Annotated in this window: 27 protein-coding genes; 12 read left to right on the top strand and 15 right to left on the bottom strand. The window is 60.3% G+C overall.

Annotated elements, in window-relative coordinates; all coding sequences use genetic code 11:
* Positions 1-189: 189 nt before the first annotated feature.
* Together GTW23_RS08335 and glnA are read left to right on the top strand one after the other, a co-directional pair.
* Positions 190-528, top strand: coding sequence for a P-II family nitrogen regulator (locus GTW23_RS08335; RefSeq protein ID WP_152008683.1), 339 nt, complete (start codon positions 190-192; stop codon positions 526-528).
* 60 nt (positions 529-588) lie between these two features.
* The gene (glnA, locus tag GTW23_RS08330; protein WP_152008682.1) at positions 589-1,998 is read left to right on the top strand and encodes a type I glutamate--ammonia ligase; all 1,410 of its coding nucleotides are present in this window, start codon (positions 589-591) and stop codon (positions 1,996-1,998) included.
* Between the two features lie 99 nt (positions 1,999-2,097).
* Here glnA and GTW23_RS08325 read toward each other — a convergent pair whose 3' ends face one another.
* The 6 genes from GTW23_RS08325 to GTW23_RS08300 form a co-directional block, all read right to left on the bottom strand.
* Positions 2,098-3,141, bottom strand: a complete 1,044-nt coding sequence (locus GTW23_RS08325; RefSeq protein ID WP_252915360.1) for a TAXI family TRAP transporter solute-binding subunit — start codon at positions 3,139-3,141, stop codon at positions 2,098-2,100.
* A 16-nt stretch (positions 3,142-3,157) separates the two neighbouring features.
* Positions 3,158-4,201, bottom strand: coding sequence for a coiled-coil domain-containing protein (locus GTW23_RS08320; RefSeq protein ID WP_252915359.1), 1,044 nt, complete (start codon positions 4,199-4,201; stop codon positions 3,158-3,160).
* 307 nt (positions 4,202-4,508) lie between these two features.
* Entirely contained in the window at positions 4,509-5,993 is a 1,485-nt protein-coding gene (locus GTW23_RS08315; RefSeq protein WP_382263765.1) for an aspartate aminotransferase family protein, read from the bottom strand.
* A 24-nt stretch (positions 5,994-6,017) separates the two neighbouring features.
* Positions 6,018-7,031, bottom strand: coding sequence for an NAD-dependent epimerase/dehydratase family protein (locus tag GTW23_RS08310; RefSeq protein WP_252915358.1), 1,014 nt, complete (start codon positions 7,029-7,031; stop codon positions 6,018-6,020).
* Positions 7,028-7,474: a DMT family transporter gene (locus tag GTW23_RS08305; protein WP_152008678.1), complete on the bottom strand. Its 447-nt coding sequence runs from the start codon at positions 7,472-7,474 to the stop codon at positions 7,028-7,030. Before GTW23_RS08305 ends, GTW23_RS08310 begins: the two co-directional genes overlap by 4 nt.
* Before the next feature lie 134 nt (positions 7,475-7,608).
* Positions 7,609-8,451: an alpha/beta hydrolase gene (locus GTW23_RS08300; protein ID WP_252915357.1), complete on the bottom strand. Its 843-nt coding sequence runs from the start codon at positions 8,449-8,451 to the stop codon at positions 7,609-7,611.
* Positions 8,452-8,581: 130 nt separating this feature from the next.
* On the opposite strand from GTW23_RS08300, the gene parE reads away from it, so the two are divergent.
* Together parE and GTW23_RS08290 are read left to right on the top strand one after the other, a co-directional pair.
* A complete protein-coding gene (parE, locus tag GTW23_RS08295; protein WP_252915356.1) occupies positions 8,582-10,660 on the top strand; it encodes a DNA topoisomerase IV subunit B in 2,079 nt (692 codons plus the stop codon).
* 148 nt (positions 10,661-10,808) lie between these two features.
* A complete protein-coding gene (locus GTW23_RS08290) occupies positions 10,809-11,192 on the top strand; it encodes a DUF4189 domain-containing protein (protein ID WP_244615157.1) in 384 nt (127 codons plus the stop codon).
* Between the two features lie 12 nt (positions 11,193-11,204).
* Here GTW23_RS08290 and GTW23_RS08285 read toward each other — a convergent pair whose 3' ends face one another.
* A complete protein-coding gene (locus GTW23_RS08285) occupies positions 11,205-12,344 on the bottom strand; it encodes a DUF2336 domain-containing protein (protein ID WP_152008676.1) in 1,140 nt (379 codons plus the stop codon).
* A 306-nt stretch (positions 12,345-12,650) separates the two neighbouring features.
* Here GTW23_RS08285 and GTW23_RS08280 point away from each other — a divergent pair, with 306 nt between their 5' ends.
* On the top strand, positions 12,651-13,106 hold the full coding sequence (locus tag GTW23_RS08280; protein WP_152008675.1) for a MaoC family dehydratase: 456 nt from the start codon (positions 12,651-12,653) through the stop codon (positions 13,104-13,106).
* Positions 13,106-14,005: an HpcH/HpaI aldolase/citrate lyase family protein gene (locus GTW23_RS08275; protein ID WP_252915588.1), complete on the top strand. Its 900-nt coding sequence runs from the start codon at positions 13,106-13,108 to the stop codon at positions 14,003-14,005. The genes GTW23_RS08280 and GTW23_RS08275 overlap by 1 nt, the downstream gene beginning before the upstream one ends.
* 6 nt (positions 14,006-14,011) lie before the next feature.
* Here GTW23_RS08275 and GTW23_RS08270 read toward each other — a convergent pair whose 3' ends face one another.
* Both GTW23_RS08270 and GTW23_RS08265 read right to left on the bottom strand, forming a co-directional pair.
* Positions 14,012-14,626 carry a flavin reductase family protein gene (locus tag GTW23_RS08270; protein WP_252915355.1) on the bottom strand — a complete coding sequence of 205 codons (615 nt, stop codon included), beginning with the start codon at positions 14,624-14,626 and terminating at the stop codon, positions 14,012-14,014.
* A gap of 5 nt (positions 14,627-14,631) precedes the next feature.
* On the bottom strand, positions 14,632-15,210 hold the full coding sequence (locus GTW23_RS08265; RefSeq protein WP_382264204.1) for a nitroreductase family protein: 579 nt from the start codon (positions 15,208-15,210) through the stop codon (positions 14,632-14,634).
* Positions 15,211-15,316: 106 nt separating this feature from the next.
* Here GTW23_RS08265 and GTW23_RS08260 point away from each other — a divergent pair, with 106 nt between their 5' ends.
* Entirely contained in the window at positions 15,317-16,246 is a 930-nt protein-coding gene (locus tag GTW23_RS08260; protein ID WP_252915353.1) for a hypothetical protein, read from the top strand.
* On the opposite strand, the gene GTW23_RS08255 is transcribed toward GTW23_RS08260, so the two are convergent.
* The 4 genes from GTW23_RS08255 to GTW23_RS08240 form a co-directional block, all read right to left on the bottom strand.
* Positions 16,243-17,088 (bottom strand): lysophospholipid acyltransferase family protein, encoded by an 846-nt coding sequence (locus tag GTW23_RS08255; protein WP_252915352.1) that lies wholly within the window; start codon positions 17,086-17,088, stop codon positions 16,243-16,245. The genes GTW23_RS08260 and GTW23_RS08255 overlap by 4 nt on opposite strands.
* A 103-nt stretch (positions 17,089-17,191) precedes the next feature.
* Entirely contained in the window at positions 17,192-19,198 is a 2,007-nt protein-coding gene (thrS, locus tag GTW23_RS08250) for a threonine--tRNA ligase (RefSeq protein WP_252915351.1), read from the bottom strand.
* 164 nt (positions 19,199-19,362) lie between these two features.
* Complete coding sequence (yidD, locus tag GTW23_RS08245) at positions 19,363-19,701, bottom strand: membrane protein insertion efficiency factor YidD (protein ID WP_252915350.1); 339 nt, start codon at positions 19,699-19,701, stop codon at positions 19,363-19,365.
* Complete coding sequence (locus GTW23_RS08240; RefSeq protein WP_252915587.1) at positions 19,701-20,150, bottom strand: iron-sulfur cluster assembly scaffold protein; 450 nt, start codon at positions 20,148-20,150, stop codon at positions 19,701-19,703. The genes yidD and GTW23_RS08240 overlap by 1 nt, the downstream gene beginning before the upstream one ends.
* A gap of 298 nt (positions 20,151-20,448) precedes the next feature.
* Here GTW23_RS08240 and folE point away from each other — a divergent pair, with 298 nt between their 5' ends.
* The 3 genes from folE (at position 20,449) to GTW23_RS08225 (ending at position 22,615) form a co-directional block, all read left to right on the top strand.
* On the top strand, positions 20,449-21,051 hold the full coding sequence (gene folE, locus GTW23_RS08235; protein WP_252915349.1) for a GTP cyclohydrolase I FolE: 603 nt from the start codon (positions 20,449-20,451) through the stop codon (positions 21,049-21,051).
* Positions 21,052-21,078: 27 nt separating this feature from the next.
* Complete coding sequence (hisI, locus tag GTW23_RS08230) at positions 21,079-21,528, top strand: phosphoribosyl-AMP cyclohydrolase (protein ID WP_252915348.1); 450 nt, start codon at positions 21,079-21,081, stop codon at positions 21,526-21,528.
* Between the two features lie 112 nt (positions 21,529-21,640).
* Positions 21,641-22,615, top strand: coding sequence for a patatin-like phospholipase family protein (locus GTW23_RS08225; RefSeq protein ID WP_152008666.1), 975 nt, complete (start codon positions 21,641-21,643; stop codon positions 22,613-22,615).
* Positions 22,616-22,725: 110 nt separating this feature from the next.
* Here GTW23_RS08225 and GTW23_RS08220 read toward each other — a convergent pair whose 3' ends face one another.
* Together GTW23_RS08220 and GTW23_RS08215 are read right to left on the bottom strand one after the other, a co-directional pair.
* Entirely contained in the window at positions 22,726-23,154 is a 429-nt protein-coding gene (locus GTW23_RS08220; RefSeq protein ID WP_152008665.1) for a CBS domain-containing protein, read from the bottom strand.
* Between the two features lie 255 nt (positions 23,155-23,409).
* Positions 23,410-24,147, bottom strand: a complete 738-nt coding sequence (locus GTW23_RS08215) for a rhomboid family intramembrane serine protease (protein ID WP_252915347.1) — start codon at positions 24,145-24,147, stop codon at positions 23,410-23,412.
* Positions 24,148-24,490: 343 nt separating this feature from the next.
* Here GTW23_RS08215 and GTW23_RS08210 point away from each other — a divergent pair, with 343 nt between their 5' ends.
* Positions 24,491-25,117, top strand: a complete 627-nt coding sequence (locus tag GTW23_RS08210) for a PAS domain-containing protein (protein ID WP_193217249.1) — start codon at positions 24,491-24,493, stop codon at positions 25,115-25,117.
* A gap of 86 nt (positions 25,118-25,203) precedes the next feature.
* Entirely contained in the window at positions 25,204-25,815 is a 612-nt protein-coding gene (locus tag GTW23_RS08205) for a PilZ domain-containing protein (protein ID WP_193217248.1), read from the top strand.
* The last annotated feature ends 169 nt before the right edge of the window (positions 25,816-25,984 follow it).

Here is a 25,984-nt window from a genome sequence, read left to right as displayed (position 1 = left end):
CCCCCAAAGGCTCGAGGTGACAAATCGAGCCAGCTTTTCCGGGGAATTTGCGTTGAATTTTAATTTCTTCACCCGGATCCGGAGTTTTTTCGACAAAGTGGCACGGCGTGTGCTTTGATAGACGCGAGTGGGTATTTGGCGTCAGTCTAGCTGCCCGCTTTCACAGGACAGAGCGGAGAATTGGTTCTCATGAAAAAGATCGAAGCGATCATCAAGCCGTTCAAGCTTGATGAAGTGAAGGAAGCTCTTCAGGAAGTCGGCCTGCAGGGCATTACTGTCACCGAGGCCAAGGGTTTCGGTCGCCAGAAGGGCCACACTGAACTCTATCGCGGGGCAGAGTACGTCGTAGACTTCCTGCCCAAGGTGAAGGTCGAAATCGTTCTCGCGGACGAAACGGCGGAAGCAGCGATAGATGCAATTCGCAATGCAGCCCAGACCGGCCGCATCGGCGATGGCAAGATCTTCGTTTCCAACATCGAGGAAGTTATCCGCATCCGGACCGGTGAAACCGGCAACGACGCCATCTGACCACTGTGCGCGGCCGCGCGCCGTGCACCCATCGTCATTTATAAACAGGGAATATCGCACATGACGACTGCCACTGAAATCCTCAAGCAAATCAAGGACAACGACGTCAAGTTTGTCGATCTGCGCTTCACCGACCCGAAGGGCAAGATGCAGCACGTGACCATGGACGTGTCCTGCGTCGATGAAGATCTTTTCGCCGATGGCGTTATGTTCGACGGTTCATCGATCCAGGGCTGGAAAGCCATCAATGAATCCGACATGGTTCTGATGCCGGACACCTCGACCGTCCACATGGATCCGTTCTTTGCACAGTCGACCATGGTCATCTTCTGCGACATTCTCGATCCGATCACAGGTGAAGCCTACAATCGCGACCCGCGCACGACCGCCAAGAAGGCTGAAGCCTATCTGCAGGCATCCGGCCTCGGTGATACCGTCTATATCGGTCCTGAGCCTGAGTTCTTCATTTTTGATGACGTCAAGTACAAGGCAGACCCTTACAACACCGGCTTCAAGCTCGACTCGTCGGAACTGCCATCCAACGACGACACCGACTATGAAACCGGCAACATGGGCCACCGCCCGCGCGTCAAGGGTGGCTACTTCCCGGTTCCGCCGGTTGACAGCTGCCAGGACATGCGTTCCGAAATGCTCACCGTTCTGGCCGAAATGGGCCTCGTGGTTGAAAAGCATCACCACGAAGTGGCATCGGCCCAGCACGAACTGTGCATGGTCTTCGACACCCTGACCCGCATGGCCGACAAGACCCAGATCTACAAGTACGGCGTCCACCAGGTTGCCCACGCCTATGGCAAGACAGCAACCTTCATGCCGAAGCCGGTCTTTGGTGACAACGGTTCGGGCATGCACGTGCACCAGTCGATCTGGAAGGGCGGCAAGCCGACTTTCGCCGGCGACGAATACGCTGGTCTGTCTGAAAACTGCCTTTACTACATCGGCGGCATCATCAAGCATGCCAAGGCGATCAATGCCTTCTCGAACCCGTCGACCAACTCCTACAAGCGTCTTGTTCCCGGCTACGAAGCTCCGGTGCTGCTGGCCTACTCGGCTCGCAACCGGTCGGCATCCTGCCGCATTCCGTTCGGCTCTTCGCCGAAGTCCAAGCGCGTTGAAGTCCGCTTCGGTGATCCGACGGCCAACCCGTACCTCGCCTTTGCTGCCATGCTGATGGCCGGCATTGACGGCATCAAGAACAAGATCCATCCCGGCAAGGCCATGGACAAGGATCTCTATGATCTTCCTGCCAAGGAACTCAAGAAGATCCCGACCGTTTCAGGCTCGCTTCGCGAGGCGCTCGAGAACCTCGACAAGGACCGCAAGTTCCTCACCGCCGGCGGCGTTTTCGACGACGACCAGATCGATGCTTTCATCGAGCTGAAGATGGCCGAAGTCATGCGTTTCGAAATGACTCCGCACCCTGTCGAATTCGACATGTACTACTCGGCCTGATCGACCAACACCGGGCCGCCCTGGCGGCCCGGCACAACAAAGCCGGCGAACCTCTTGTGGCTTCGCCGGCTTTTTATTAGATATTACTTATATTTATCGTCAGTTCTTCAGCCGCTGCTTTAGCAGATTGAGATATTCCTCATTGCTGTCCGCGGGTGCGGGCTGGGCCGTCTTGGTGCACTCCGGAGCATAGTCGAGTGCCATGCCTGCCTTGACGCAGGACCCGACCTGCCAGCCTGGCGGCAGCGCCGTCAGATCGACCGATTTCCATTTCGGATGGCCGGTTTCACGCAGTCTTTCCATGTTGTTGAGGACCAGGCTGGAGAAGTCCGATACCGTGGTGCAGCTCTCTCGATGGTAGGCGTTGCGGTTCGGATCGTAATCATACGTCATCAGCACCGCCTTGACCGCGACCAGGTCGACACCCTCCCGCTGAAAACCATAGGTCCCGCCGGGAATGCTGGTCTCGGTGTAGGTCGCCAGCAGCGGCGCCTCCGTTATGGGCAGAAGATGGAACTTCTCCGGGTCGATATCGGCCTTGGCAAACAACGAAGCCGGTGCCCCTGCGACATAAAAGAAGGCATCGATCTCGCCGGCCTGAAGCTTCGGCAGCGCCTGGTCCGGATTGAGCGGCAACCTCTCGGCGTCCTTGACCTGAAGAATGTCGAGGATCAGCGAGGCGGTAAGGAATGTACCGCTGTCCTTGACCCCGATGGCCACTCTCTGTCCCTCGAGATCCCTGATCCCGGAGAGGCCGGACCTCGCCAGAACATGAACCTCCTCATTGTAGAGCGGAAACATGATCCGGACGCCGCGCACCGCATCCTGGATTTCGGCGTCATTGGCCTCGAAGGTCTTGAGATACTCGAGCACATCACTCTGGACGATACCGAACTGGGTGTTGCGCCGCTTGCGCACGCCGACAAAATTTTCCAGCGAGCCTGCGCTTTCCATCACGTTCAGCGTCAATCCGCATTGAGCCCCAAGCGCGGCCATGTCCTGACCGATCCGTATATAGGTTCCGGTCGGCCCGCCGGTCATGATGTTGCGCTCGAATTCCTGGGCATGGCCCGGGCTCGCGGCACACAGCGAAATGCCGGCCGCCAGTGCCAGCCCCCGCAAACCGATGACAAAATCTCTCAAGGGCGTTCTCCTCATCTCAGCAGCTGCTGTTCAGGTCGCGGATCAGATTGCGCAGCGTCAGAATCGGCACCCGGTCGAACAGGCTTTCAAGCGCGCTCGTAACGCATTCGCCGCTGACCAGGCGATCGGCCAATTCCTGCCGTTCCGCCTCGCCCAGTGTTTCAAGGCCGGGCGCGGTGCGCAAGGCCTGGGCAACATCGCCGCGGTCACGCGGATCAAGGGCTGAAGCAGCACCTTGCGCGTCGTGCTCCTCCTGCGGCTGTTCGGGCAAGACATCTGTATTCTCAGCCTGATCGGTGTTTACTGCAGCCTCAACTTCATTGTTGAGCGCTTCAATCGCCAGACGGGCCGCCTCCAACTCTCTCCGCGTTGATGTCAGGCTCTCTTCCAGTTCGACGATCCGCGCTGCCTCGGCGACCTGGTCCTCGGATGCAGCCTTGAGCCGGGCTTCGAGCGCAACCTGATCTGCCTGAAGCGTTTCTGCCTGGCGTTTCAACTGATCCCGCTCCGAAGTCAGCGCCGGCAAGACCTCGCCCTGCAGCCGTTCCAGTTCCGCTTGCAGCCTTTGCCTGTCGGTCTCGGCTTGCCGTTCGAGCGCCTGGCGTTCGGCTTCCAGGGCTTCAAGGCCGGACCTGAACGCCTCGTTCTCCGCAGCCAAACCGTCACGCTCGCGTTCCAGCGCATCCATGGCTCCAATGGTCTCTTCCGGCAATGCTGTCGGGGTGTTGCTGGCGGCGAGTTGCTGTGCCAACGCGTCCAGATCTCCGGCCATCCGCGCAACATCCGCCTTCAACGCTTCGACTTCAGCAGCCCTCGCGGCCTCGGCGGCGCGGGCGTCACTGAGCTCATCTCGGGCCTCGGCCAGCGCCTTGTTGAGTTCGGCTGTCTCAACCTGCGCTGCATCGCTGACGACACTCTGGCCGTCCTGAAGGACCAACGAGGCAGAATAGCCGCCAGCCCCGCCGACCAGAAGGGCAATCAGAACCGCGATCACCGTGCGAGCGCCACCGCGCCTGGCAACAGCCCTGAAATCGTTGTCCCTACCCCACTGGTTTGCCAAATCGCTGCCTTCCCTGCGCAAGCACGTGCCATTTTCTTGCCGGATGCAGCCGAGGCAGCCGCTCATGGCACCGTCTGCAAGCGACACATCCACTGCCGCCAAGAGGTACCGGCAATGCGCCGGACGCGCAAGCAAGGCACCACACTCCCAGGCGGCCGCTAACCCTTGCTTCGTTTTATCTGGTTAGTCAGCACATTCCCCGCAAGACCGGAGCTCTGATTGTCCGCTGCGAAAACACAAAAGGCCGGGACGCGATCACACGCGCCCCGGCCGATTGGGTGACTTCTGAAAGCCTGATGCCAGAGACCTACTTCTTCGCCTGGCTGCCGATGAAATCACGGACGATGCGGACGATGCCGCGGCCGAGCACCGCATCGAGCGCGGTGATGAACTCATCCACATGCTCGCGACCACAGACAAGCGGCGGCTCGAGCCGGATGACGTTGCGGTTGTATTCGGTGAACGCCACTAGCACATTGTGATCGCGCAGCAGTTCGGCGCCGACAAAGCCCGACAGCGACCCCTTCAGCTTGTCGTCCAGCAGCGCCACCATGGGCCTGAGCAATGCCGGCAGGGTCTGGCTGAAGTCCTGGAACTCGAGCCCGACCATGAAGCCGCTGCCCCGCACATCCTTGATGATCTGCGGATACTTGGCTTTCAAGCCGTTCAGCCGTTCGATCAGGTAGGACCCGACCCGCTCGGCATTGCCGATCAGATCCTCGTCATACATGACGTTGAGCCCCTCGATTGCCGTGACACAGGCCTCGCCGATGCCACCAAAGGTGGCCTGGGCATGGATCATCGCGGTCTTCGGCGTGCCATAGGCCTTCATGTAGACCTTGCGGGAAGCGATCATTGCCGCCATCGCGGTCTTTCCGCCGCCGAGCGACTTGGCCAGCGCGGTGACATCCGGCACGACACCGGCCTTCTCGAAGGCAAAGAAGTGCCCGGACCGGCCCATGCCGCACTGGACTTCATCGGCGATCCACAACACGCCATGCTTGTCGCACAGCGCTCTCAGCTCCTGCCAGAATTCCACCGGCGCTTCGATGATGCCGCCGCCGCCCTGGATGGTCTCGAGCACGATGACGCCGATTTCCGGATCCGCTTCGAAAGCATTGCGAATGGCATCGATATCGCCGAAGGGTACCTTCACCGTGTTGCCGGTCAGCTGGAATTCGCCGCGGTAGAGTTCGGAGTCGGTCAGCGACAGCACGCCCTTGGTCTTGCCGTGGAACGAGTTCTGCGCATAGACGATCTTCGGTCGGCCGGGACCGGCGGCGCGTTCGGCCACCTTGATCGCGGCTTCCATGGCCTCCGATCCGGACGAGCCGAGGAACACCATGTCGAGGTCACCGGGTGCAATCGCGGCGAGGTTCTTGGCCAGAGCCGACGCATACTGGCTCATGAAGGCGATCGCGATCTCGTGACGATCCTCGTCCTGGAACTGCTTGCGCGCCTCGATGATGCGCGGGTGATTGTGGCCCAGCGCCAGCGAGCCGAAGCCGCCGAAGAAATCGAGGATCTTCCGGCCGTTCTGGTCGGTATAGTACATCCCCGACGCGGTCTCGATCTTGACCTTGTGGAACCCGAGAAGCTTCATGAAATGAAGCTGGCCGGGATTGATGTGATCCTTGAACAGCTCGGTCATTTCAGCGACCGACATCGCCTTTGCATCCGCCACCGTCAGCAGGTCGGGACGGTTTGTGCGGCCTGCAGGCGCGTGGCTGCCAGCGCCGGCATCAGACAAGGGCGGAGCGTCGACGGCGACGCGTATTGGGGTATCTAGCATGGTTCAGGCTCCTTCGGAACGAGTTCATTCGGCCGGTGCGACCTGGGCGGCAGCGGAAGACCCGCCGCGCGCCTTGGCTGCGCGATATTCGTCATAGGCCGCGATCAGCATGTCTTCATCGCGGTATTGCGGCACCCAGCCGAGCTGACGCTCGCCCTTGGAAACGTCGAGAACGCAGTTCTCGTCGGCAATCAGATACTGTTCCGGATCCATGATCGGCATGTTGACAAGGTCAAACAGGTCCAGCGTCCGCTTCACCGCCCAGCCCGGGGTGGGGATCAGGAACGATTTCGAACCGGCATGCTTGACCAGATCACCGAGGAGCTTGCGCACCGGCGGCGGGTTGATCGAGCCCAGATTATAGGCCTCGTTCGGAACGCCCGCCTTCCAGGCCAGCCGCGCGGCTTCCGCACAGTCGAACACAGAGATGAACTGATACGGGTTTTTGCCCGACCCGATCATCGGTACCGGCAGGCTGGCATCGATCAGCTTGAACAGTTTCTCGAGGATCCCGAGCCGGCCCGGGCCGATGATCAACCTTGGACGGAACAGCGATATCGACATGCCCCGCGTCCGCCAATCGGCTGCCAGAACCTCGGTATCGAGCTTGGACTGGCCGTATTCGCCAAGCGGCGCAACCGGATGGTCCTCGGTCATCGGGAACGTGACGGTGTGCCCGTAGATCATGTCGGTGGTGAAATGCACCAGCTTGCTGGCGCCCGCCTTGTCCATAGCCTCGATGATGTTCTTCGTACCGTCGTAATTGACCGGATAGAAGAACTCATGACGCTTGGAGCGGATCTGCAGCGGCGACAACATCTTGGCCGAAAGGTTGTAGACCATGTCGTCTGCGGCGATCGGCACATTGGCGACCATGTCCGGCCTGGTCACATCGCACTCAACGATCGTGGCATCGCGATAGAATGCCCGGTTGTCGTTGACGATATCGGCGATGATCACCTCTTCGCCATCTGCGAGCAGTTTCTTAGCAAGATGGCGTCCGACAAAGCCGTCGCCGCCGAAGAGAATGTGTTTCATCGCGTGATCTCATTTGCTGCTACGTTGATCTTGGAAAGCTGTGCGGACTGCTGCGCCTCGCCGGCTGTATCGTCCCGACCGGACTGGGCGATCAGCACGGTCCCGACGCAGATGAAGGCGATTCCGGCAATGCGCCAGCTGTTGAGGTCTTCCTTGAAGAGCACAAAGGCAAACACGGCCACGGCCACATAGGCGAGGCTCAGGAAGGGATAGGCAAACGACAGTTCAACCTTGGACAGCACATACAAGTGCGACGCCATCGAGATGACGAAAGTGGCGAGCCCGGCAAAGACCCAGGGGTTGAACAGGATCTGGAAGATCCGCGCGATCATGGTGTCGGCGGTAAAGGAGACAGGCCCCAGAGAAATCATGCCCTGTTTGAGCATCAATTGTGCCGCCGCATTGGTCAGCACAGTAAACAGAATGAAGACGATATATTTCATGTCCCGCTCCAAATTAGGATTGGTGCGGTTCTAGTCGTATTTCCCCAATATCCGGTTGATCGGCGCGGTCAATTTTTCCTTAAATTGAATCTATTCCCGAAATGAACCGTTCTCACCTGCAGTCAGGCAGCGGATCAGCGGCGCCTGAAGACAAATTCGAGCGTCTGTTTCCAGTCCGTCATCCGGATGGGTGTGCCATGCGAACCGGTGTCAAACAGGATGAATTGAGCCGGGTAGCCACCGGCACTGCGCCGGACAGCGTCGAAGACGGACTTCTGGTCCTGCCAGTCATAGACCGTATCGTAACTGCCATGGGTAAAGACCAGGGGCAGTTTCGAGCGCACGGCCAGGCTCCTTGCCAGTGTCATGTCAGGTGCACCGCCGAGTATTGCCATGCCCGCAAGCCGCGGCACCACAGCCGGGTCATTGGCAAGTTTCGAACAGATGATCGATCCCATCGACGCGCAGGCCAGCAGCACCGGAGCCCTCCCCGCCATGATCAGCGCCTTGATATCCCTGGCCCCTGCATCGTCGAAACTCGACACGGTCGGAGACAGGTATGCGCCGCCATTGAGCACCATCAGGTTCTTGAGCCGGTTGAAATTGCCCCCGAAGGTATAGTCATTCATGCCGAGCCGTTGGTCGCCGCCCCGCCCGTGTACGAAAATCACGGCGAGCCGGGCCCGCGCATAGTCACCGGCGACGCCGGTTTCGATCTTGCGGCCATTGGCTTCGTGTACCGCCACCCGGCTGTATTTTCGAACGCCGGTCGCCACATAATTTGATCGTACGCGCCTTTCCGGTTCGCTGTCTCGGCGATGGATGTCGCGCATCTTGTCGTAGTCGACTACGAAGAACGTCCCCTCGTCGGCCACCGATAGGATGCCGGGATAGGCAAACAAGCGGTCCTTGTGCCCTCTGAGGTCGAGTGCCTGGGCGGGAACAATCGCGCCCGGCATCAGCGTCAGGACGAGCAATAACGCGCCGGGCACGACAAGAACGTCGCGCCAAGCCGCAAACCAAATGCTACACAGTCGATTGAAGGAATGGATTCTGGCACACTCCGGCTGATTCGTTTCCACAATCTACATCAGGCATTACGGCGATATGGACGATTCCAACGATCTTTTTTCCACAACTGGCACCGCGGCGGCAACACCCGAGTCAAAATCGGAAGACATAACGCCCAGGCAAGCTCCGGCTGCGGCGCCGAAAGCGGCACGCCCGGCGGTCTCCAAATCCGGAGCGCCGGCCAGCGGCGACGAGTATGATGCCTCCACCATCGAGGTCCTCGAGGGCCTGGAACCGGTGCGGCGGCGTCCGGGCATGTATATCGGCGGCACCGACGAGCGCGCGTTGCACCACCTTTTCGCAGAAGTCATCGACAACTCGATGGATGAAGCCGTCGCCGGACACGCCAATTTCATCGAAGTCGAGCTTGATGCCGAGGGATATCTTTCCGTAACCGACAATGGCCGCGGCATCCCGGTGGAAAACCATCCAAAATTTCCCGGCAAATCCACCCTCGAGGTGATCATGACCGTGCTGCATGCAGGCGGCAAGTTCGACAGCAAGGTCTACGAGACCTCGGGCGGTCTGCACGGTGTCGGCGTTTCCGTGGTAAACGCCCTGTCGGATGACCTTGTGGTCGAAATCGCCCGCAACAAGAAGCTCTACCGCCAGCGGTTCTCCCGCGGAATCCCGCAGGGTGGCCTTGAAGAACTCGGCGATATCCACAACCGGCGTGGCACAAAGGTCCGGTTTCATCCAGATCCGGACATCTTTGGCGCAGGCGCGCGCTTTGATCCCGGCCGGCTCTACCGCATGGCCCGCTCAAAGGCCTATCTCTTCGGTGGAGTGGAGATCCGCTGGGTCTGCGCACCGTCGCTGGTCGAGGGCACGGAAACGCCTGAGAAGGCCGTGTTTCATTTCCCCGGCGGTCTCAAGGATTATCTCGAAGCCTCGCTCGGCAAGGAACACCGGGTTAACCGCGACATCTTCGCAGGCAAAACGGAACGTCCCGGCGGCCATGGCTCGCTCGAATGGGCCATAACCTGGTATGGCGGCGATTCCTCCATCAATTCCTACTGCAACACCATTCCGACGCCGGAGGGCGGAACCCATGAAGCAGGATTGCGGATTGCGCTGACCAAGGGTCTGAAATCCTATGCTGAACTGACCGGCAACAAGCGAGCCGCCGCCATCACCACCGACGACGTGATGATCTCGTCGATAGGCATGCTTTCGGTCTTCATCCGTGAACCGGAATTTGTTGGTCAGACAAAGGACAAGCTCGCAACCGTCGAGGCCCAGAGGATCGTCGAAAACGCCATACGCGATCCATTCGACCATTTCCTTGCAGATTCTCCCGCCGAGGCAGACAAGCTGCTCGAATGGGTCATCGATCGCGCCGATGAACGGGTCCGGCGGCGCAAGGAGAAGGAAGTCAACCGCAAGACCGCGGTACGTAAACTCAGGCTTCCAGGCAAGCTTGCCGATTGCAGCCAGACCAGCTCCGAAGGCGCCGAATTGTTTATCGTCGAGGGCGATTCCGCCGGCGGCTCAGCCAAGCAGGCCCGCAACCGTGCCAACCAGGCAATCCTGCCTCTGCGCGGCAAGATCCTCAACGTCGCCAGCGCCGGACGCGAAAAACTGGGCGCCAACCAGCAGATCGCCGATCTGGTTCAGGCGCTGGGATGCGGCACACGGTCAAAGTACCGCGAGGAAGATCTGCGTTACGATCGCATCATCATCATGACCGATGCGGATGTCGATGGCGCGCACATCGCGTCCCTGCTGATCACCTTTTTCTACCAGGAGATGCCCGAACTGATCCGCCAGGGGCACCTCTATCTCGCCGTTCCGCCGCTCTACAAGCTCACCCAGGGCGCCAAATCGCTCTACGCGCGCGACGATGATCACCGGGTTGAGCTCCTGGAGACGGAATTCACCGGCCGTGGCAAGGTGGAGATCAACCGCTTCAAGGGTCTTGGTGAAATGCTGCCGGCGCAGCTCAAGGAGACCACCATGGATCCGGCCAAGCGAACGCTGCTCAAGGTGGCCGTCGATGCGACCGATCCTGAATCGACCCGTGATGCCGTCGACAACCTGATGGGAACCAAGGCCGATGCCAGGTTCCGTTTCATCCAGGAACATGCAGCTTTCGCCGACAATCTCGACATATAGGCTGATCGCCAGTGCTTTGGAGGCTTGGTCGAGAAAGGTGAACCCTGCTTCTTCATCGGCGATGAACCGAGCATAAGCAGTTGCTTAAAGACGATAATCCTGCTGTAACATCGCCAAGCAATCATGCAATGTTCGGGGGGACAATGATTTGAGCAATCTTGCGATATCCTTTCTTAAGCGCACGATACTGGCCGCCGCGATAGCCATATCGACGGCTGGCGCAGCGGTCGCGGCGGACAAATTCGGGGCCATTGCGTTTTCGAAGTCGACCGGAGCCTACGGGTTTTCCTACGATCATCAATCGCGCCGTGATGCCGAGGCCCGCGCCATGTCCGAGTGCAAGTCACGCAGCCGCGGCTGCATGATCGGCATCTGGTTCAAGAATGCGTGCGGTTCCGTCGCACTTGGAACCAATGGCTGGGGGAGCGCATGGGCAGGCTCACGCGGCAACGCAGAACGCGCAGCTGTCGCCAACTGCTCGAAACACACCGGCAACTGCAGGGTGCTGGCCTGGACCTGCACGGCGCGGTAACCTGATTGCCGCCTACGCGGCCTCGGCCACCAGCGACTGGGCATAGTCGCGCGACTGACTGCGCTGCCAGCTCAGATGCATCGACTCGACAAGCCGCAACAGCTCGGCCACGGACGGCTGCAGTTCTGCGTCCTGCCAATGACGTTGCAGCAATTCGGTGGTGACACGCCCGGTGTCCACGTTTGCGTTGTTGCGCGATGCCGCGCGCCAGATCTGGGTCGCGGTGACAAACACCGGCGCAAGGTCGCCGCCAAGCCCGATCGACCTGTAAAGCGCCCGCATCGCGGTTTCACGTCCATCGACGAGAATGCCTCTTACCCGCGATTCGCTCATTCCTGACAAGGATACCACCGCGCCCGCGAAGAAATCGACATTCCCGGTGCAAAGAGCATGGATGAGAAAGGCGGGGGTCAGGCGTCCGGAGATGCGAAGGTGCTCCACCAGCGCCGGGATCTCGGCCGTGACAACCGTTTCCGCAAGCCTGAGCGTCGCGTTCATGCAGGCCTCTTCGGTGATCTTGCGCCCCCTGCCGCTGCCGATCGCCGCGCGGACAAGATCCGATCCGGCCAGCGCCGCACCCAGACGCTCAACCAGCGACTGACGCACGTCGCAGGGCAGATCCGCACGGTCAAACAGACGCGCCCGGATCTCCGGGTCATCGCCGAACCGCTCGGCGATCCGCCGCAGCGAAATCCGTGCCAGCGACACGTGCGGATTGTCAAGCAGGTCGCCCACGGCCGCGACCTCTCCGACCTCGGCCATTGCGGCCGCAACCGATATGGAAACCGGGCAGCGGAACGCCACGAACCTTTGCAGCGAAGACCGTCCACTTGCAACGATCTCAATCAGGTCATTGTCGCCCAGCACCGGCGAAAGCGCGATGATCCGCCCCGCAACCTCGATCTGGTCGCTGGCAAGCCCAAGCACCACGCTGCGCGGCGCGTGTTCGACCATCGCCAGCCCCTCGGCAAGCGAGAGGCGGACCTTTGGAGAAGGGTCTTCCATCAGCAGCGCCAGGGCGGCCTCCGCCTCGCGGCGTTCCGCCTGGTTCATCTGTCCCTGCGCGTAGGCCCTAGTCAGAGCCTTGGTGGCAAGGCAGCGATCACCGACCTTGGCGGTTTCCGACCACTTCAAAAACGAACTTACGATCATGAATTTGCGACCCCACTCGGTACCAGTTGCTCGACACTAGAGTGAAATGGTTTACGATCGGTTCACCATGATTGTTAAGGCCCCGGCAGTGCGCGGTTGCATGAGCGAGCCTGACCGGCCCTGATACCAAAAGGCCATGAAGCCGCGACAACGGCCCGGGATTTGCGAATCTATTCAACATCATCGCGTTATGTGACCCTGATGCCCCCTCCCGCTGTGGAGCTTCGGGATTCTTAAGCAACTGGAACTTGCGCATCGGTTTCGAACGCGGCATCAATAAAGCTCAGATTGTGTGAGGAGTAAGCCATGCGCGGCATGTATCTTGAGGAATTCGAACCGGGCGCGGTGATTTCCCACACCTTGCGGCGGACCGTCACCGAAATGGACAACATGCTGTTTTCCAACATGACGCTCAATCCGCAGCCGCTGCATATCGATTTTGAATTCTGCAAGACCACCGAGTTTGGCCAGCCGCTGGTCAACTCCCTCTTCACTCTGGGATTGATGATCGGCATTTCCGTCAACGACACGACTGTCGGCACCACAATCGCCAATCTCGGCATGAGCGAAGTCACTTTCCCGCATCCGCTGTTTCATGGCGATACCGTGCGCGTGGAGACAAAGGTTCTCTCGGTGCGCGAATCGAAATCAAAGCCCGATCGCGGCATTGTCGAGATGGAGCATCAGGCCTTCAATCAGCACGACAAACTCGTCGCTCGCTGTGTTCGCCAGGCGATGATGCGCAAGAGGCCTCAGTCATGATGCGGTCTCTGCTGTTCGTACCCGGGGATTCGGAACGGAAGATGGCAAAGGCGGCGGACACAGGTGCCGACGCGCTGATCCTCGATCTTGAGGACTCCGTGTCACAATCGCGCAAGGCCGATGCCCGACAGATCGTGACATCCTTTCTCAACGCCGCCGACCGGAGCGCCGGAACCCCTTGGCTGATCGTGCGCGTCAATGCACTCGATACCGGCATGAGCGATGAAGATCTCGCTGCCGTCATCTCCGCTTCCCCCGATGCGATCCTTCTCCCGAAAGCAGGCTCGGGCGCCGACATCCAGCACCTCAGTGCCCGGATTGCTGTCCATGAAGCCGAAGCCGGCTTGGAAGACGGCAAGATCAAGATACACGCCCTGATGACCGAAACGGCCGGCGGCATGCTGTCCGCAGGCTCCTTCGCCGCCAAGTCAGAGCGGCTTTCGGCGCTGGCCTGGGGCGCGGAGGATCTGGCCGCGGACATCGGTGCATCGTCCAACAAGAATGAAAACGGTGCCTACACCGATGTGTTCCGCATGGCCCGAACCCTGACGATATTGGCAGCCGCCAATGCCCGCGTCGATGCCATCGATACCGTGTTTACGGATTTCCGCGACATGGAAGGCCTGGATGCCGAATGCCGCGCGGCAGTCCGCGACGGCTTTACCGGAAAGATGGCGATCCATCCCGATCAGGTGGCGGTGATCAACAGGGCTTTCACGCCGCCGCCGGAAGATGTTGAGCGTGCGGTCCGGATCCTGGCGCTGTTTGCGGCGGCAGGCCCCGAAGCGGGGGTCCTGTCACTTGACGGAAAGATGATCGACAGGCCGCATCTGCGCCAGGCCGAACGGATTGCGCGCCGGGCGGGACTTGAGCCGCATACCTTGCCCGAGATCAGCTAGACCGGGTCACTTTTTCAAAGGCCAGGGCGGGCGCCGAAGTTCAAAAGTCTGGGAGCCATCGGCGTAGTCCATGTAGCCGAGCCTCGCCAAAGGTGCCACCGCAGCCATGTCGAGCCTGCCGTTGACCAGTGCAGCCTCGTCGATGTGAATGCCAACCACCTGACCGATAACGACGAAGGCATCGCTGTATTGACCATCGAGCGCTTTCGGCTGGAACATTTCAGTCACCTTGCACTCGAGCGCGGCATGAGCCTCGGCCACGAAGGGCGCATTGATCAGCCGCGCTTCGGCCATTTCCAGTCCGGAAAAGCCGAACTCGTTCTCGCCATAGGGAGCATTGGCCGAGGACAAGTTCATCTTCTCGGTCAAGGCGCGGCCGACCATGCTGGTGGTGAAAACGCCGGTCTCCTCGACATTGCGCAGGGTATCCTTGCGCCCGACTGAGGAAAACATGACCATCTTGGGGTTGTCGGAAATCGCGTTGAAGAACGAATAGGGTGCCAGATTGACCGACCCGTCTGCGCCCCTAGAGCCGATCCAGCCGATCGGTCGCGGCGAAACGATTGCCTTGAACGGATCATGCGGCAGGCCGTGAGCATTGTCCTTGGTTTCGTAAAACATGGCTCTCACTCACCTGCGAACGTAACAATGTCGGCAAGCGCCGGCCGTGGCCGTTCTCCCGGATGCATTTTCGGCGTGCCGATATGCATGAAGCCCGCGACCTTTTCACCATCGGCAATTCCGAGCACGCCGTACGCGTCTTCGTCAAAGGCAAACCATTCTGTCAGCCAGTTGGAAGCATAGCCAAGTGCATTGGCCGCCATCACCAGGTTGAGGCACACGGCACCAGCACTCATCACCTGTTCCCATTCAGGTATCTTGACGTGGGGAGCAGCGCGCGAAACCACCGCGATCACCACCGGTGCACGCGTCAGCCGGCTCTTCTCGACCGCGATCATGTCGTCTGCCATGTCCGGCTTCCGCGCCATGGCCATACCCGCGAGTTCCAGCGACATCCGTTCGCGAACGTCACCCGCATAGACGATGAACCGCCACGGTGCGAGCTTGCCGTGATCGGGAACCCGGCTGGCAAGCGTGAGCATTTCCTCGATCTCGCCCCGCGACGGACCCGGCTCGCTCATCTGGAAGGCGGGAATTGAGCGGCGGGTTTCAAGATAGGATTTCAGGGCAGCATTGACCGGCATGTCTTCCTCGTGCATTCAGGTTCGACCGAAAACGGCCATGAATTTGCCATGGCTTTGGGGTCCAAGTGACCTCTCGCATTCAAGAAGTCAACCGGACCGCGCCCGCATGAACAGACTGTCGATTGTTCTACTCTCTGCCCTGTCATTGCTGACGCCACCGTCCGCTGCCAATGCTCAGGATGCCTTCGGCAACAGCGGCGATCCGAAAATCGCGTTGCCGGGACTGACAGAATACGCACCGGCAGATTCCGATGGCGCGGCCGCGGCGGTCCGCAGGACCGTCAGGATGGAAGCGGCACTGACAGAGAACGGCGAACCGCTCAGGCATGGCCTGACCTGGCGGATCTTCCATCCGACGCCCGGCACCGACGGCAAGCTGCCGCTGCTTGCCAGTTCGGAAGGCGGTTCGGCCGAGTTCGAATTCGAGCCCGGCGATTATTTCCTGCACGTGGCCTTCGGACGCGCAGGTGTCACCAAGAAGCTGACAGTGCCAAGGGACGGCCCGATCGAGAAGCAGCACATTGTCATGGAAGCCGGCGGATTGATCCTCAACGCCGTCTCCGGGATCGATGCCCGCATCCCTTCAACCCAGCTTCGCTTCAACATCTACAAGGCCGAAGAAGGCATCGATGGCGAGCAGCAGCTTGTGGTCGAGGACGTCAAGCCGAACACGATCGTCAGGCTCAATGCCGGCACCTATCACATCGTCTCCGAATATGGGTCCGTCAATGCCGTCATCCGCTCCGACATCCGGGTCGAGGCCGGAAAGCTGACCGAGGCGGTCATTCAGCACCGCGCCGCCCAGCTGACCCTCAAGCTGGTGGCCGAACCCGGTGGAGAGGCGATCGCCGACACCGCTTGGTCAATCCTCACATCCGGCGGTGACGTGGTCTCAGAAAGCGTCGGCGCCTTCCCCACCATCGTTCTGGCCGAAGGCGAATACACCGCCATCGCACGCAACAAGGCCAAGGTGCACCAGCGCGACTTTACGGTGGTCGCTGGTCGGAATTCAGACGTGGAAGTCTTGCTGAACTAGGCGATTTCGAGCCGTTTTTCGGGTGCGCGCTGTGGCATTTCGAGTTCGAAAACAGCGTCGTAAAGCCTCCCGAGCAGCTGCTTCCGGTCGGAGATCTTCGCAAGCTCGTCGGCTTCGAGTACTTGGCCCGGATAGGCGACGATCGCCGAGCCGGACAGCCTCCGGAACTCACGCACCAGAAGCGACGTTCGCAACGTCAGCGACACCCGGCTTGCCAGATGGAACAGGGCGCCGCACTGACCCTCGAAATAGACCGGGATCACCGATGCCCGGGCGGCCTGCACCAGGCGTGCGGGAAACATCTTCCAAGGCAAGTCCACCGCACGGCCGAACCCTTTCGGCGCGGTCGCAACGCCACCTGCGGGGAACACGACGATGGTCACGCCTGCCTTGAGCAGTTCCACGGCCTGCTGCCGCGTTGCCATGTTGATGGCCATGGCCTCCCGCGTCTCATCAAATGAAATCGGCAAGGCGAAGGGCGCGATTTCCGGGATTTTCATCAGGTCATTGTTGATCAGCACCCGGAACGGCCTGCCGAGTGCCTCAGCCATGGCCAGAACCGCAATGCCGTCACCGATCCCGTAGGGATGGTTGGCAATGATCACGAGAGGGCCATCGGGCAGATTGCGCGGCGGCCACTCGGACCTGATATCCAGCCGTATGTTGATCAGCTCGAGCATGCGCGAGAAGACATGCCGCCCCTGCGGAACGATCTCCCGGCTCCAGATCTGGTAGAGCCGAAAGTAGCGGTCGCGGCCTGACAGGCCTTCGATCGACCGGATGATCCAGCGTTTGAACCGCGGCTGGTTCTGGTTGGCGTAGCTAAGCTGATCGAGGCGCATGGTGACTCTCGAAGAATGACACGGTCACTCCGAATGCCACGTCTCCATGAAAGTCATGTGACAACCGGCGCGGCATGGTTTTTCCCGCCGCGCCGGAAAGGGGTCAGGCCGCTCGCGACGCCTTCTCTGCGTTCTTGCGCAGAACGTCGGGTGGCGTGGCTTCCTCGGCCAGCTTCGCAATCGCGTCGGCAAGCGTCATCGACGCCTGGTCACGGCTGCCAAGCCGGCGGATATTGACAGTCTGCTCTTCCGCCTCGCGCATGCCGCAAACCAGGATCACCGGCACCTTGGCCAGCGAATGCTCACGGACCTTGTAATTGATCTTCTCATTGCGGAAGTCGGTATCGACCTGAAGCCCCGCATCCCGCAGCTTCTGAGCCACGGTTGCGCCATACTCGTCAGCCTCTGACGTAATCGTCGCCACCACGACCTGCAGAGGCGCAAACCACAGCGGCATGTGGCCGGCATGGCTTTCGATCAGGATACCGAGGAAGCGCTCGAGCGATCCGCAGATCGCGCGGTGCACCATGACCGGCTGCTTCTTTTCCGAATCCGCGCCAATGTAGAAGGCGCCGAAGCGTTCAGGGAGGTTGAAGTCGACCTGGGTCGTGCCACACTGCCAGTCACGGCCGATCGCATCGCGCAGGGTGTATTCGAACTTCGGACCATAGAAGGTCCCCTCGCCCTCATTGATGCCGACCTTGATGCGTCCACCGGATTCGGCTGCCATCTTGTCGAGCACCTTCCTGAGGATATCCTCCGCGTGGTCCCACATCGCGTCGGTGCCAACACGTTTCTCAGGCCGTGTCGCAAGCTTGACGACCACTTCCTCGAAGCCGAAATCACGGTAGACCGACATCATCAGGTCATTGATCTTCAGGCACTCCGCCTCGAGCTGCTCCTCGGTGCAGAACACATGCGCATCATCCTGGGTGAAGGCGCGGACCCGCATCAGCCCGTGCAGCGCGCCCGAAGGTTCGTAGCGGTGCACATTGCCGAATTCGGCCAGCCTGACCGGCAGATCGCGGTAGGATTTCAGCCCGTGCTTGAAGATCTGCACATGGCCGGGGCAATTCATCGGCTTGAGCGCGAAGATCCGGTTGTCGGCCTCCTCGTCGTCTGGATTGGTGAAGGCATGGGCGGATTTCACCGCGAACATGTTTTCCTGGTACCAGCCCCAGTGGCCCGAGGTTTCCCACAGGCTCTTGTCGAGGATTTGCGGTGCATTGACCTCTTCATAGTCGTTCTCGAGCCGCCGCCGCATGTAGGCGACGAGGTTCTGGAACATCTTCCAGCCCTTGGAGTGCCAGAATACGACGCCCGGCCCCTCTTCCTGGAAATGAAACAGATCCATCTCCCGGCCAAGCCGGCGGTGATCGCGCTTCTCGGCTTCTTCCAGCATGTGCAGATAGGCATCGAGTTCCGCCTGCTCGGCCCATGCCGTGCCGTAGATGCGGGTCAGCATTGTGTTGTTGGAATCACCGCGCCAGTAGGCACCCGCGACCTTCATCAGCTTGAAGGCGGTGCCGATCTGACCGGTCGAGGCCATGTGCGGACCGCGGCAGAGGTCGAACCAGTCGCCCTGCTTGTAGATCTTGAGATCCTGGTCAGCAGGTATAGCCTCGATCAGCTCGACCTTGTAGGCCTCGCCCTTGTCCTCGAACACCCGCTTGGCCTCATCGCGCGACCAGACCTCCTTGGTGAAAGGCTTGTTGCGGGCGATGATCTCCTTCATCTTCTTTTCGATCACCGGCAGGTCTTCCGGCGTGAACGGCTGGTTCCTGGCAAAATCGTAATAGAAGCCGTTCTCGATCACCGGACCGATGGTCACCTGGGTGCCCGGAAACAGCTCCTGCACGGCCTCTGCCATCACATGCGCGGTATCATGGCGGATCAGTTCCAGCGCCCGGGGATCGGTGCGGGTGACGATTTCCAGTGCGCCGTCGCGCACCGGGTCGCTCAGATCGGTGAGTTCACCGTCGAGCGCGATCGCAACCGCCTTTTTGGCCAGCGACTTGGATATCGACTCGGCCACCTCGCGGCCGGTCGTGCCGGCAGGGTATTCACGCTTGGAGCCATCGGGAAATGTGAGGGATACGGCGGATGCCATGGCAGTCTCTCCTTGATCCAGTCCCGCCAACGAACGCGGGTGGTTGAGTATGGTGTGTGTGCAGGGCGGCGTTTACGCGATTTGACGGGGGGCATCAAGTATCGGCAACCTGCTTGGCCGGGCATGCGTGGACGAAGCTTCTGCGCGGCACTCGCACAAGTCCATTATTCGTGGGCACACCGGCGACCAAATGCGGCAAACCTCCACGGCGCCCACCACACGAACCGGGGACCGAGAGTTTCAGGCACATTGTCGATGCCGTGGGTGCCTCCTGGGCCGCAGCGACCGACCCTGAACAGCGCCATCCATCCACCGTTCCACAGCCCGTGCCGGGCGATGGCCTCGTAGGCATACTCGGAACAGGTCGGCAGATGGCGGCACGAGTTGCCAATGAACCCGGAGAGCGTGAGTTGATAGAACCGCACCAGCCCGGTGCCAAGCAGCCGTCCCGGCGTTTTCGGCCAGGGGCCGGCCCAATTGCGGCCGGCGGATGTGGCACGCATCAGGCTGCGTCTTCCTTGTCCTTGCGTGCCTCGATCTGGTCGAGGCAGTCGACCACCGCGTCGAATGTCAACAGCGTCGAGGCATGCCGTGCCTTGTAGTCGCGAACAGGTTCGAGGAACTTGAGATCGGCAAACCGCCCTTCCGGTGCCGGGCCGTTTTCCTTCAGCATCCGACGCATGGTTTCGCGTACCTCGCGCAGTTCTGCAGCACTTGCCCCGACAATGTTGCGCGCCATGATCGAGGACGAAGCCTGACCAAGCGCACAGGCCTTTACGTCCTGGGCGAAATCGGCGACCTGATCGCCATCCATCTTCAGCCAGACCTTGACCTTCGAGCCGCAGAGCTTCGAATGGGCCGAGGCTTCGGCATCCGCATCCTCAAGCATGCCGATACGCGGGATGTTACCGGCAAAATCCAGGATCCGGGCATTGTAGACATCGTCAATCATCACTTCGGACCTTTCCTGTATTGCGATCCCGTCGTTCGGCTTGCGACACGAGATGGCGACGGCCATCTCGACGCGCGCCTCATGATGACTATATAGTAACCGTCAGGCGTTCGGCAAAACCTGTTTGCCGGAGCCAAGGGAGACCGTGCCGGAGGGTGAGCGCCCGAAAGCCCCGGAACCCGCTGGACACGAAATTCGGCGTGATCGAGTATCGGGCACCCGATTAAAATGTCCAACTGCGTGGTCCGATCGAATGTGAACAACGTAAAGGGTGCAATTCCCTACGGAGACCACGAGCATGGATGCCATCGTCAACAGCCTGAAGACAAACGACAATCGCCCAACCGAGGCAGAAGCGGAAGAAGCCGTTCGCACGCTGCTGCGCTGGGTTGGTGACGACATCAACCGTGAGGGCCTGCTCGATACCCCGAAGCGCGTGGTCAAGGCCTACAAGGAACTGTTTTCCGGCTACGATCAGGACGCCGAGGAAGAACTCGGCCGTACCTTCGAGGAAGTCGCCGGCTATGACGACATCGTGCTGGTCAAGGACATCCCGTTCTTCTCCCATTGCGAACACCACATGGTACCCATCATCGGCAAGGCGCATGTCGCCTACCTGCCCGACGGTAAGGTTCTCGGCCTGTCGAAAATCGCCCGCGTGATCGAGATCTATGGCCGCCGCCTGCAGATCCAGGAAACCATGACCGCCCAGGTTGCCCATTCCATCGACGACGCCTTGCACCCGCGCGGTGTCGCGGTGATGATCGAGGCCGAGCACATGTGCATGGCCATGCGCGGCATCAAGAAGCAGGGCTCGACAACAATCACCACGACCTTTACAGGCGCTTTCAAGACGGATCCGCACGAACAGGTCCGTTTCATGACACTGATCAGGGGTTGATTGCAGACCCCAGCATGAGGGGTTCCGATGACACCGTCATTCAAGACACCATCAGATGACAAGTCCGTGCTTGAGGAAGGCACGGACATATCTCCCCGTTTCGATGCCATGGGGTTGATCACCGCCGTGGTCGCGGACAGCCGCGACAACGAAATCCTCATGCTCGCGCACATGAATGACGAGGCTCTCAGGCTCACCATCGACACGGGAATCGCCCACTACTGGAGCCGGTCACGAAGCGCGCTGTGGAAGAAGGGCGAGACTTCGGGCAATCTCCAGATGGTCGATGAGATCCGGTTTGACTGCGATCAGGACGCCGTCCTGCTCAAGGTTCGCGTCAGCGGATCAGATGCCACATGCCATACCGGGAGGCGCTCTTGTTTTTACCGGAAAGTCGTCAAGACCGACGGCGAAACCCGGCTGGAAACCGATTCCGCGCCGCTTTTCGACCCAAAGTCTGTGTATACCGATCATTAGGCAAGCTGCGCCATTTTGGGTCAACTGCCCGCATCCTTCATGATTTTGCAACCCATGTCTGATGTCATGACCCTGAACGCGGAGGAGTGTTCGGCAGGGAAGGACCTGGGAAATGCTGAACTGGAACATGAGCCGTACCACAGAGCCAGTGGCTGCCGCTGACAGCGGCGACGTCATGGCCATGACACCGGTAGGTGGGATGCAACACAAGCCTTCGCAAAAACCCAAGATTGCCCTGGCGCTGGGCGGCGGCGCCGCCCGCGGCTGGGCCCATATCGGGGTTCTCCGGGCACTGGATGAAGCCGGCGTCGAAGTCTCGATGATTGCCGGCACCTCCATCGGCGCCCTTGTCGGCGGCTGCTACCTGGCCGGTCGGCTCGATGAACTCGAGAATTTCGCCCGCAGCCTGACCATGCGCCGCATCGCCGGCCTGCTCGATTTCGCCATCGGAGGCGGCGGCCTGTTTGGCGGCATGCGGCTTAACGACCGCATGCAGGAGCACCTGATCGGCGTCAACATCGAGGATATGGACAGGACTTTCGTTGCCGTTGCCGCGGAGCTCAACACCGGCCACGAAGTCTGGATTTCATCGGGGTCGCTGATTACCGGCATTCGCGCCTCTTATGCGCTGCCTGGCATTTTCGAGCCGGTTCGCTGCAACAACCGGATCCTGCTCGACGGCGCACTCGTCAATCCGGTGCCGGTTTCGGTCTGCCGCGCGCACGAGCAGCCGCTGGTGGTCGCAGTCAATCTGCATTACGATCTCTACGGTCGCTCGGCCGTCATCAAGCACACCGCAAGCGACCCGGCGCCCACCTATGATGGCCCGGAACGCCGCCAGAGGGCGCGCGAAAGCCGTGTCGGCATGACTTCGGTTATGGTGCAGGCCTTCAACATCATTCAGGACCGGATTTCCCGGGCACGTCTTGCGGGAGATCCCCCCGATCTTTCGCTGCATCCGAGGCTGTCGGACATCGGTCTGTCGGAATTCCACCGCGCCAGCGAAGCCATTGATCGAGGCTACCAGGAAGCCTCCGCCAAACTCGGCGAAATCATGCGCATGCAAGCAATCCTGGCGCCACTCTGAGCCAACAGCCAGCAACGAGAACCGGACCTCCGGCCTCATTAGAACACTGCGACCGGCTCGGCCCGCTTGCCGCTCCGGTCACGATGGTACCTGGTCCAGTGCTTGCCAGATCAGCCCGCGATGTAGGCCTTGATCTCCTCGGCCTCCCGCTCGACGTCCTCGATCCGCCGCCGGACCACGTCGCCGATCGAGATGATGCCGATCAGCGTTCCGTCCTTTTCGACCGGCAAATGCCTGAACCGGCCATTGGTCATCAGTTCCATCACCTGGTTGACGGTATGATCCTCACCACAGGTCGTCACCTTCGACGTCATGATGGCGGAAATCGGTGCGGTCAGGGCTCCTGCGCCTTTCGATGCAAAGGCACGGACGATATCACGTTCGGAAAGAATGCCTGCGATCTTGCCACCGTCACCGGTCACGACCACAGCGCCGATTTTGTTGTCTGAGAGAAAACGCACAGCCTCCTCGGTGCCCATAGAGGGATTAACGGTAACGACATTGCGTCCCTTCTGGTCAAGTATTTGTTTTACAGTCATTCAATCCTCCTTCCGCCAGATGCCCACTTGGTCCCGGTGCTCCCCCGCACCAGAACCCAAGCATATGGTGCGCTCGAACTCGAGCGTTTGCAAGCCTGCGCAGGTTCCGTCCCGCGTTGCTTGCCGGACACTCTTCGAGCTGTCCCGGAACGGGTCAGGAGATCTCTGCCATCCCCGCGGATCCACGAAAAAGGGCACCTGCGGCAGTGCTTTTCACACCGCCGGGACGACAAGGTTCACAAACCGCCCATGCAATCAATAAGCGTCCGATTGGCTATGGCCGATCGGATCGAACAGGGAAAAGGCCAGAAACCCGAACAGGAAGCCGCCGACATGGGCCTCCCAGGCGATCGCCGAATCGGCAATACCAAAGGAAAATCCCACTGCCGCCAGCAGGTTGATACCGAACCAGACCACGAGAAAACCGAACACTGTCCGGTTGGTCAGCGACTGGGCTATACTCAGGCGCTCATTGAGATGCGCCCGGTCGCGGCGGAAACCGCCCCCATCACCGAATGCAAACCGTGCCGCCGCGCCCATCAGCGCGGAGACCACGCCCGATGCACCGACCATGATGCTCTGGTCGCCCCAGTGGAAAATAAGGAAAAGCGCCGCCGACGCCAACGCGCTCAAAAGCCAGAAGATAACAAACCGGACCGGGCCAATACGGCGGGCGACAACCGCACCGAATGCAGCCAGCCAGAAACAGTTGAGTGCCAGATGCGCGTAGCCGCCGTGAAGCAGGGAATAGGTGATGGGCGACCAGAGATACGGACCCGCCTGCCCGGCCATGGAGACGGCATAGCGCTGCGGGATAAAGGCTGTCTGCAGATAGATTTCGAGCACTGCGGCCCGTGGCAGCAGTGAATCGAGCGCCACCTGTATCGCCACCATCAGCAGAACCATCGCCAGAACAACATTGGGCAGATTGAACACCGGCTCGCGCTTTCGCGATTCCGGGCCGTGGCCCGCTGGATCATTCTTATGGCTCATGCGAAAGCACTCTCTCTTCAGCTCACACCGACGTCACGAGCAGTAGAACCCATGCCCCGCACTGGCAACAGCGGGACAAAAAAAAGCCGTTCGCGCTGTGCGAACGGCTGGTCGAGTCCCCTCGTCCGAATTGTGCTGAAGGACATCCCTTCAAGAACTGATGGCCCAGAATGGCACGCACTCCGGGCAGCCGCAATCCAAACCGAAAATTAACCTTAACGGCGGCGCGGTGGCATGGTTTTCGCTTCGTTAAAGCCAGATCACGCCGTGGAGATCCGGTTGCGCCAGATTGGCACGACACCGGATCAAAATGGCACCTCGAAACGATTGGTGGCGAGCCGACATGAAACACAAGAACAGTTTTGAACTCTTCGAATACTGGACTGAGAAGCGCGGCAAGCGGGCCGCACCGAGCCGGATCGACATCGAACCTGCCGATATCCGCACTCTCCTGCCGAATGTCTTCATTTGCGATCTTGCAGCAGACAACCAGTTGAACTTCCGTCTCGCGGGTACAGCCCTGTGCGCGCTCCATGGCAGAGAACTCAAGGGCTCGTCCTTTGCTTCACTCTGGCTTGCCGACGGCGTTCGCAATGCCGGACGCACCGGCGCTTCCGTCGCAACCGGCGCAACCCCGGCCGTCATGTCACTCGATTGCCTGAGCCAGGGCGGACGAGTGGCGCAGGCAGAGATGCTGCTGCTGCCCATTACCGGTCCCAGCGGCCTCAACGACCGGTTGATCGGCCTTTTGTCGGTCTTTGATGCACCCTACTGGATCGGCCATGAACCTGTGGTCGGCCTGTCGACAACCGGCATCCGTTTCATCGATCAGAGCCGCAATCCGGTCTTTCTGGCAAACCGGCCGGAGGTCAGGATGCAAGCCTCTTCTCCGAATTTTGCCAATGGATTCAATGCAAATCGAAAGAAAGTGGCCCATCTGGTTGTGCTTGACGGCGGGCGTCGCGATTAACGAGTATAATCGACCGGCGCTTACCCATTGTTAACACTGCGCAGATTAACATGAGGGCTCAAATGTCAGGGAATCGACAGGCTCTCATGTTATCCGCAAGCTCCGCATCACAGCCGACCGACGGCAATGACACCGGCGAACAGAAGTTTCACCGGGTGACCATTTCGGTGCAGGGACGGTTCATGCGTGCGGACCACTCCGAGCATGACTGTATCGTCGACGCCATGTCCCCTTTCGACGCTGTCATCCTGAGCAGCTCCCGCCCGGAAACCGGTGAGCGCATCGTTGCCTATGTCGATTACATCGGCCGCATCGAGGGCAAGGTCACCGAGGCCGGGCTTCGCGCCTTCACGATTTCGCTCAACGCCACCGACCGCAAGCGCGACAAACTCTCCGCGCAGCTGACATGGCTTGCAAACAAGCACGAGCTCGGCCTGCCCGAAGACCGCCGCCACGAGCGCGTTTCGCCCAACAATCCGGTTTCCGAAATCCGCCTCGACGACGGCAGGCGATACCCATGCCGCATCATCGACCTGTCTGTTTCCGGCGCAGCCGTGGAAATCGACGTTCGTCCCGCCTTCGGCACCATGGTGCTGCTCGGCAATATGCGCGGGCGGGTGGTGCGCCATTTCCAGGAAGGCATCGCCATGGAATTCATGACGCTTCAGCCCGAGGAAACAATCGACAAACTATCCTAGAGGCCCTCCACTTGGGCGCCCTTATTGAAAGCCGGTCCTGTGACCGGCTTTTTTTGTGCGAACGGTTGAGGGCTGGCCGCCGCCATCTGCCGACGGCTTAGCGCTGGTGAAACACGGCTGCCCGGCTCCACCCCTCACCCTCCAGAGTCGCCACCCTTCCCATCCAGCA

Origin of the sequence: Parahoeflea alexandrii (genome assembly GCF_024105735.1) — a bacterium.
Taxonomy (GTDB): domain Bacteria; phylum Pseudomonadota; class Alphaproteobacteria; order Rhizobiales; family Rhizobiaceae; genus Hoeflea; species Hoeflea alexandrii.
This window is presented reverse-complemented; position numbering and strand designations above follow the sequence as displayed.

Bases quoted from the DNA above. Each gene is read 5' to 3' on its own strand.
- GTW23_RS08215 (WP_252915347.1), bottom strand. From the start codon at position 24,147: ATGAGCCATAAGAATGATCCAGCGGGCCACGGCCCGGAATCGCGAAAG.
- GTW23_RS08260 (WP_252915353.1), top strand. From the start codon at position 15,317: ATGAACAGACTGTCGATTGTTCTACTCTCTGCCCTGTCATTGCTGACG.
- parE (WP_252915356.1), top strand. From the start codon at position 8,582: ATGGACGATTCCAACGATCTTTTTTCCACAACTGGCACCGCGGCGGCA.
- glnA (WP_152008682.1), top strand. From the start codon at position 589: ATGACGACTGCCACTGAAATCCTCAAGCAAATCAAGGACAACGACGTC.
- folE (WP_252915349.1), top strand. From the start codon at position 20,449: ATGGATGCCATCGTCAACAGCCTGAAGACAAACGACAATCGCCCAACC.
- GTW23_RS08275 (WP_252915588.1), top strand. From the start codon at position 13,106: ATGCGGTCTCTGCTGTTCGTACCCGGGGATTCGGAACGGAAGATGGCA.
- GTW23_RS08220 (WP_152008665.1), bottom strand. From the start codon at position 23,154: ATGACTGTAAAACAAATACTTGACCAGAAGGGACGCAATGTCGTTACC.
- GTW23_RS08205 (WP_193217248.1), top strand. From the start codon at position 25,204: ATGTTATCCGCAAGCTCCGCATCACAGCCGACCGACGGCAATGACACC.
- GTW23_RS08335 (WP_152008683.1), top strand. From the start codon at position 190: ATGAAAAAGATCGAAGCGATCATCAAGCCGTTCAAGCTTGATGAAGTG.
- GTW23_RS08285 (WP_152008676.1), bottom strand. From the start codon at position 12,344: ATGATCGTAAGTTCGTTTTTGAAGTGGTCGGAAACCGCCAAGGTCGGT.
- GTW23_RS08255 (WP_252915352.1), bottom strand. From the start codon at position 17,088: ATGCGCCTCGATCAGCTTAGCTACGCCAACCAGAACCAGCCGCGGTTC.
- GTW23_RS08310 (WP_252915358.1), bottom strand. From the start codon at position 7,031: ATGAAACACATTCTCTTCGGCGGCGACGGCTTTGTCGGACGCCATCTT.
- GTW23_RS08225 (WP_152008666.1), top strand. From the start codon at position 21,641: ATGCTGAACTGGAACATGAGCCGTACCACAGAGCCAGTGGCTGCCGCT.
- GTW23_RS08280 (WP_152008675.1), top strand. From the start codon at position 12,651: ATGCGCGGCATGTATCTTGAGGAATTCGAACCGGGCGCGGTGATTTCC.
- GTW23_RS08305 (WP_152008678.1), bottom strand. From the start codon at position 7,474: ATGAAATATATCGTCTTCATTCTGTTTACTGTGCTGACCAATGCGGCG.
- thrS (WP_252915351.1), bottom strand. From the start codon at position 19,198: ATGGCATCCGCCGTATCCCTCACATTTCCCGATGGCTCCAAGCGTGAA.
- yidD (WP_252915350.1), bottom strand. From the start codon at position 19,701: ATGCGTGCCACATCCGCCGGCCGCAATTGGGCCGGCCCCTGGCCGAAA.
- GTW23_RS08315 (WP_382263765.1), bottom strand. From the start codon at position 5,993: ATGCTAGATACCCCAATACGCGTCGCCGTCGACGCTCCGCCCTTGTCT.
- GTW23_RS08265 (WP_382264204.1), bottom strand. From the start codon at position 15,210: ATGCCGGTCAATGCTGCCCTGAAATCCTATCTTGAAACCCGCCGCTCA.
- GTW23_RS08270 (WP_252915355.1), bottom strand. From the start codon at position 14,626: ATGTTTTACGAAACCAAGGACAATGCTCACGGCCTGCCGCATGATCCG.
- GTW23_RS08210 (WP_193217249.1), top strand. From the start codon at position 24,491: ATGAAACACAAGAACAGTTTTGAACTCTTCGAATACTGGACTGAGAAG.
- GTW23_RS08240 (WP_252915587.1), bottom strand. From the start codon at position 20,150: ATGATTGACGATGTCTACAATGCCCGGATCCTGGATTTTGCCGGTAAC.
- hisI (WP_252915348.1), top strand. From the start codon at position 21,079: ATGACACCGTCATTCAAGACACCATCAGATGACAAGTCCGTGCTTGAG.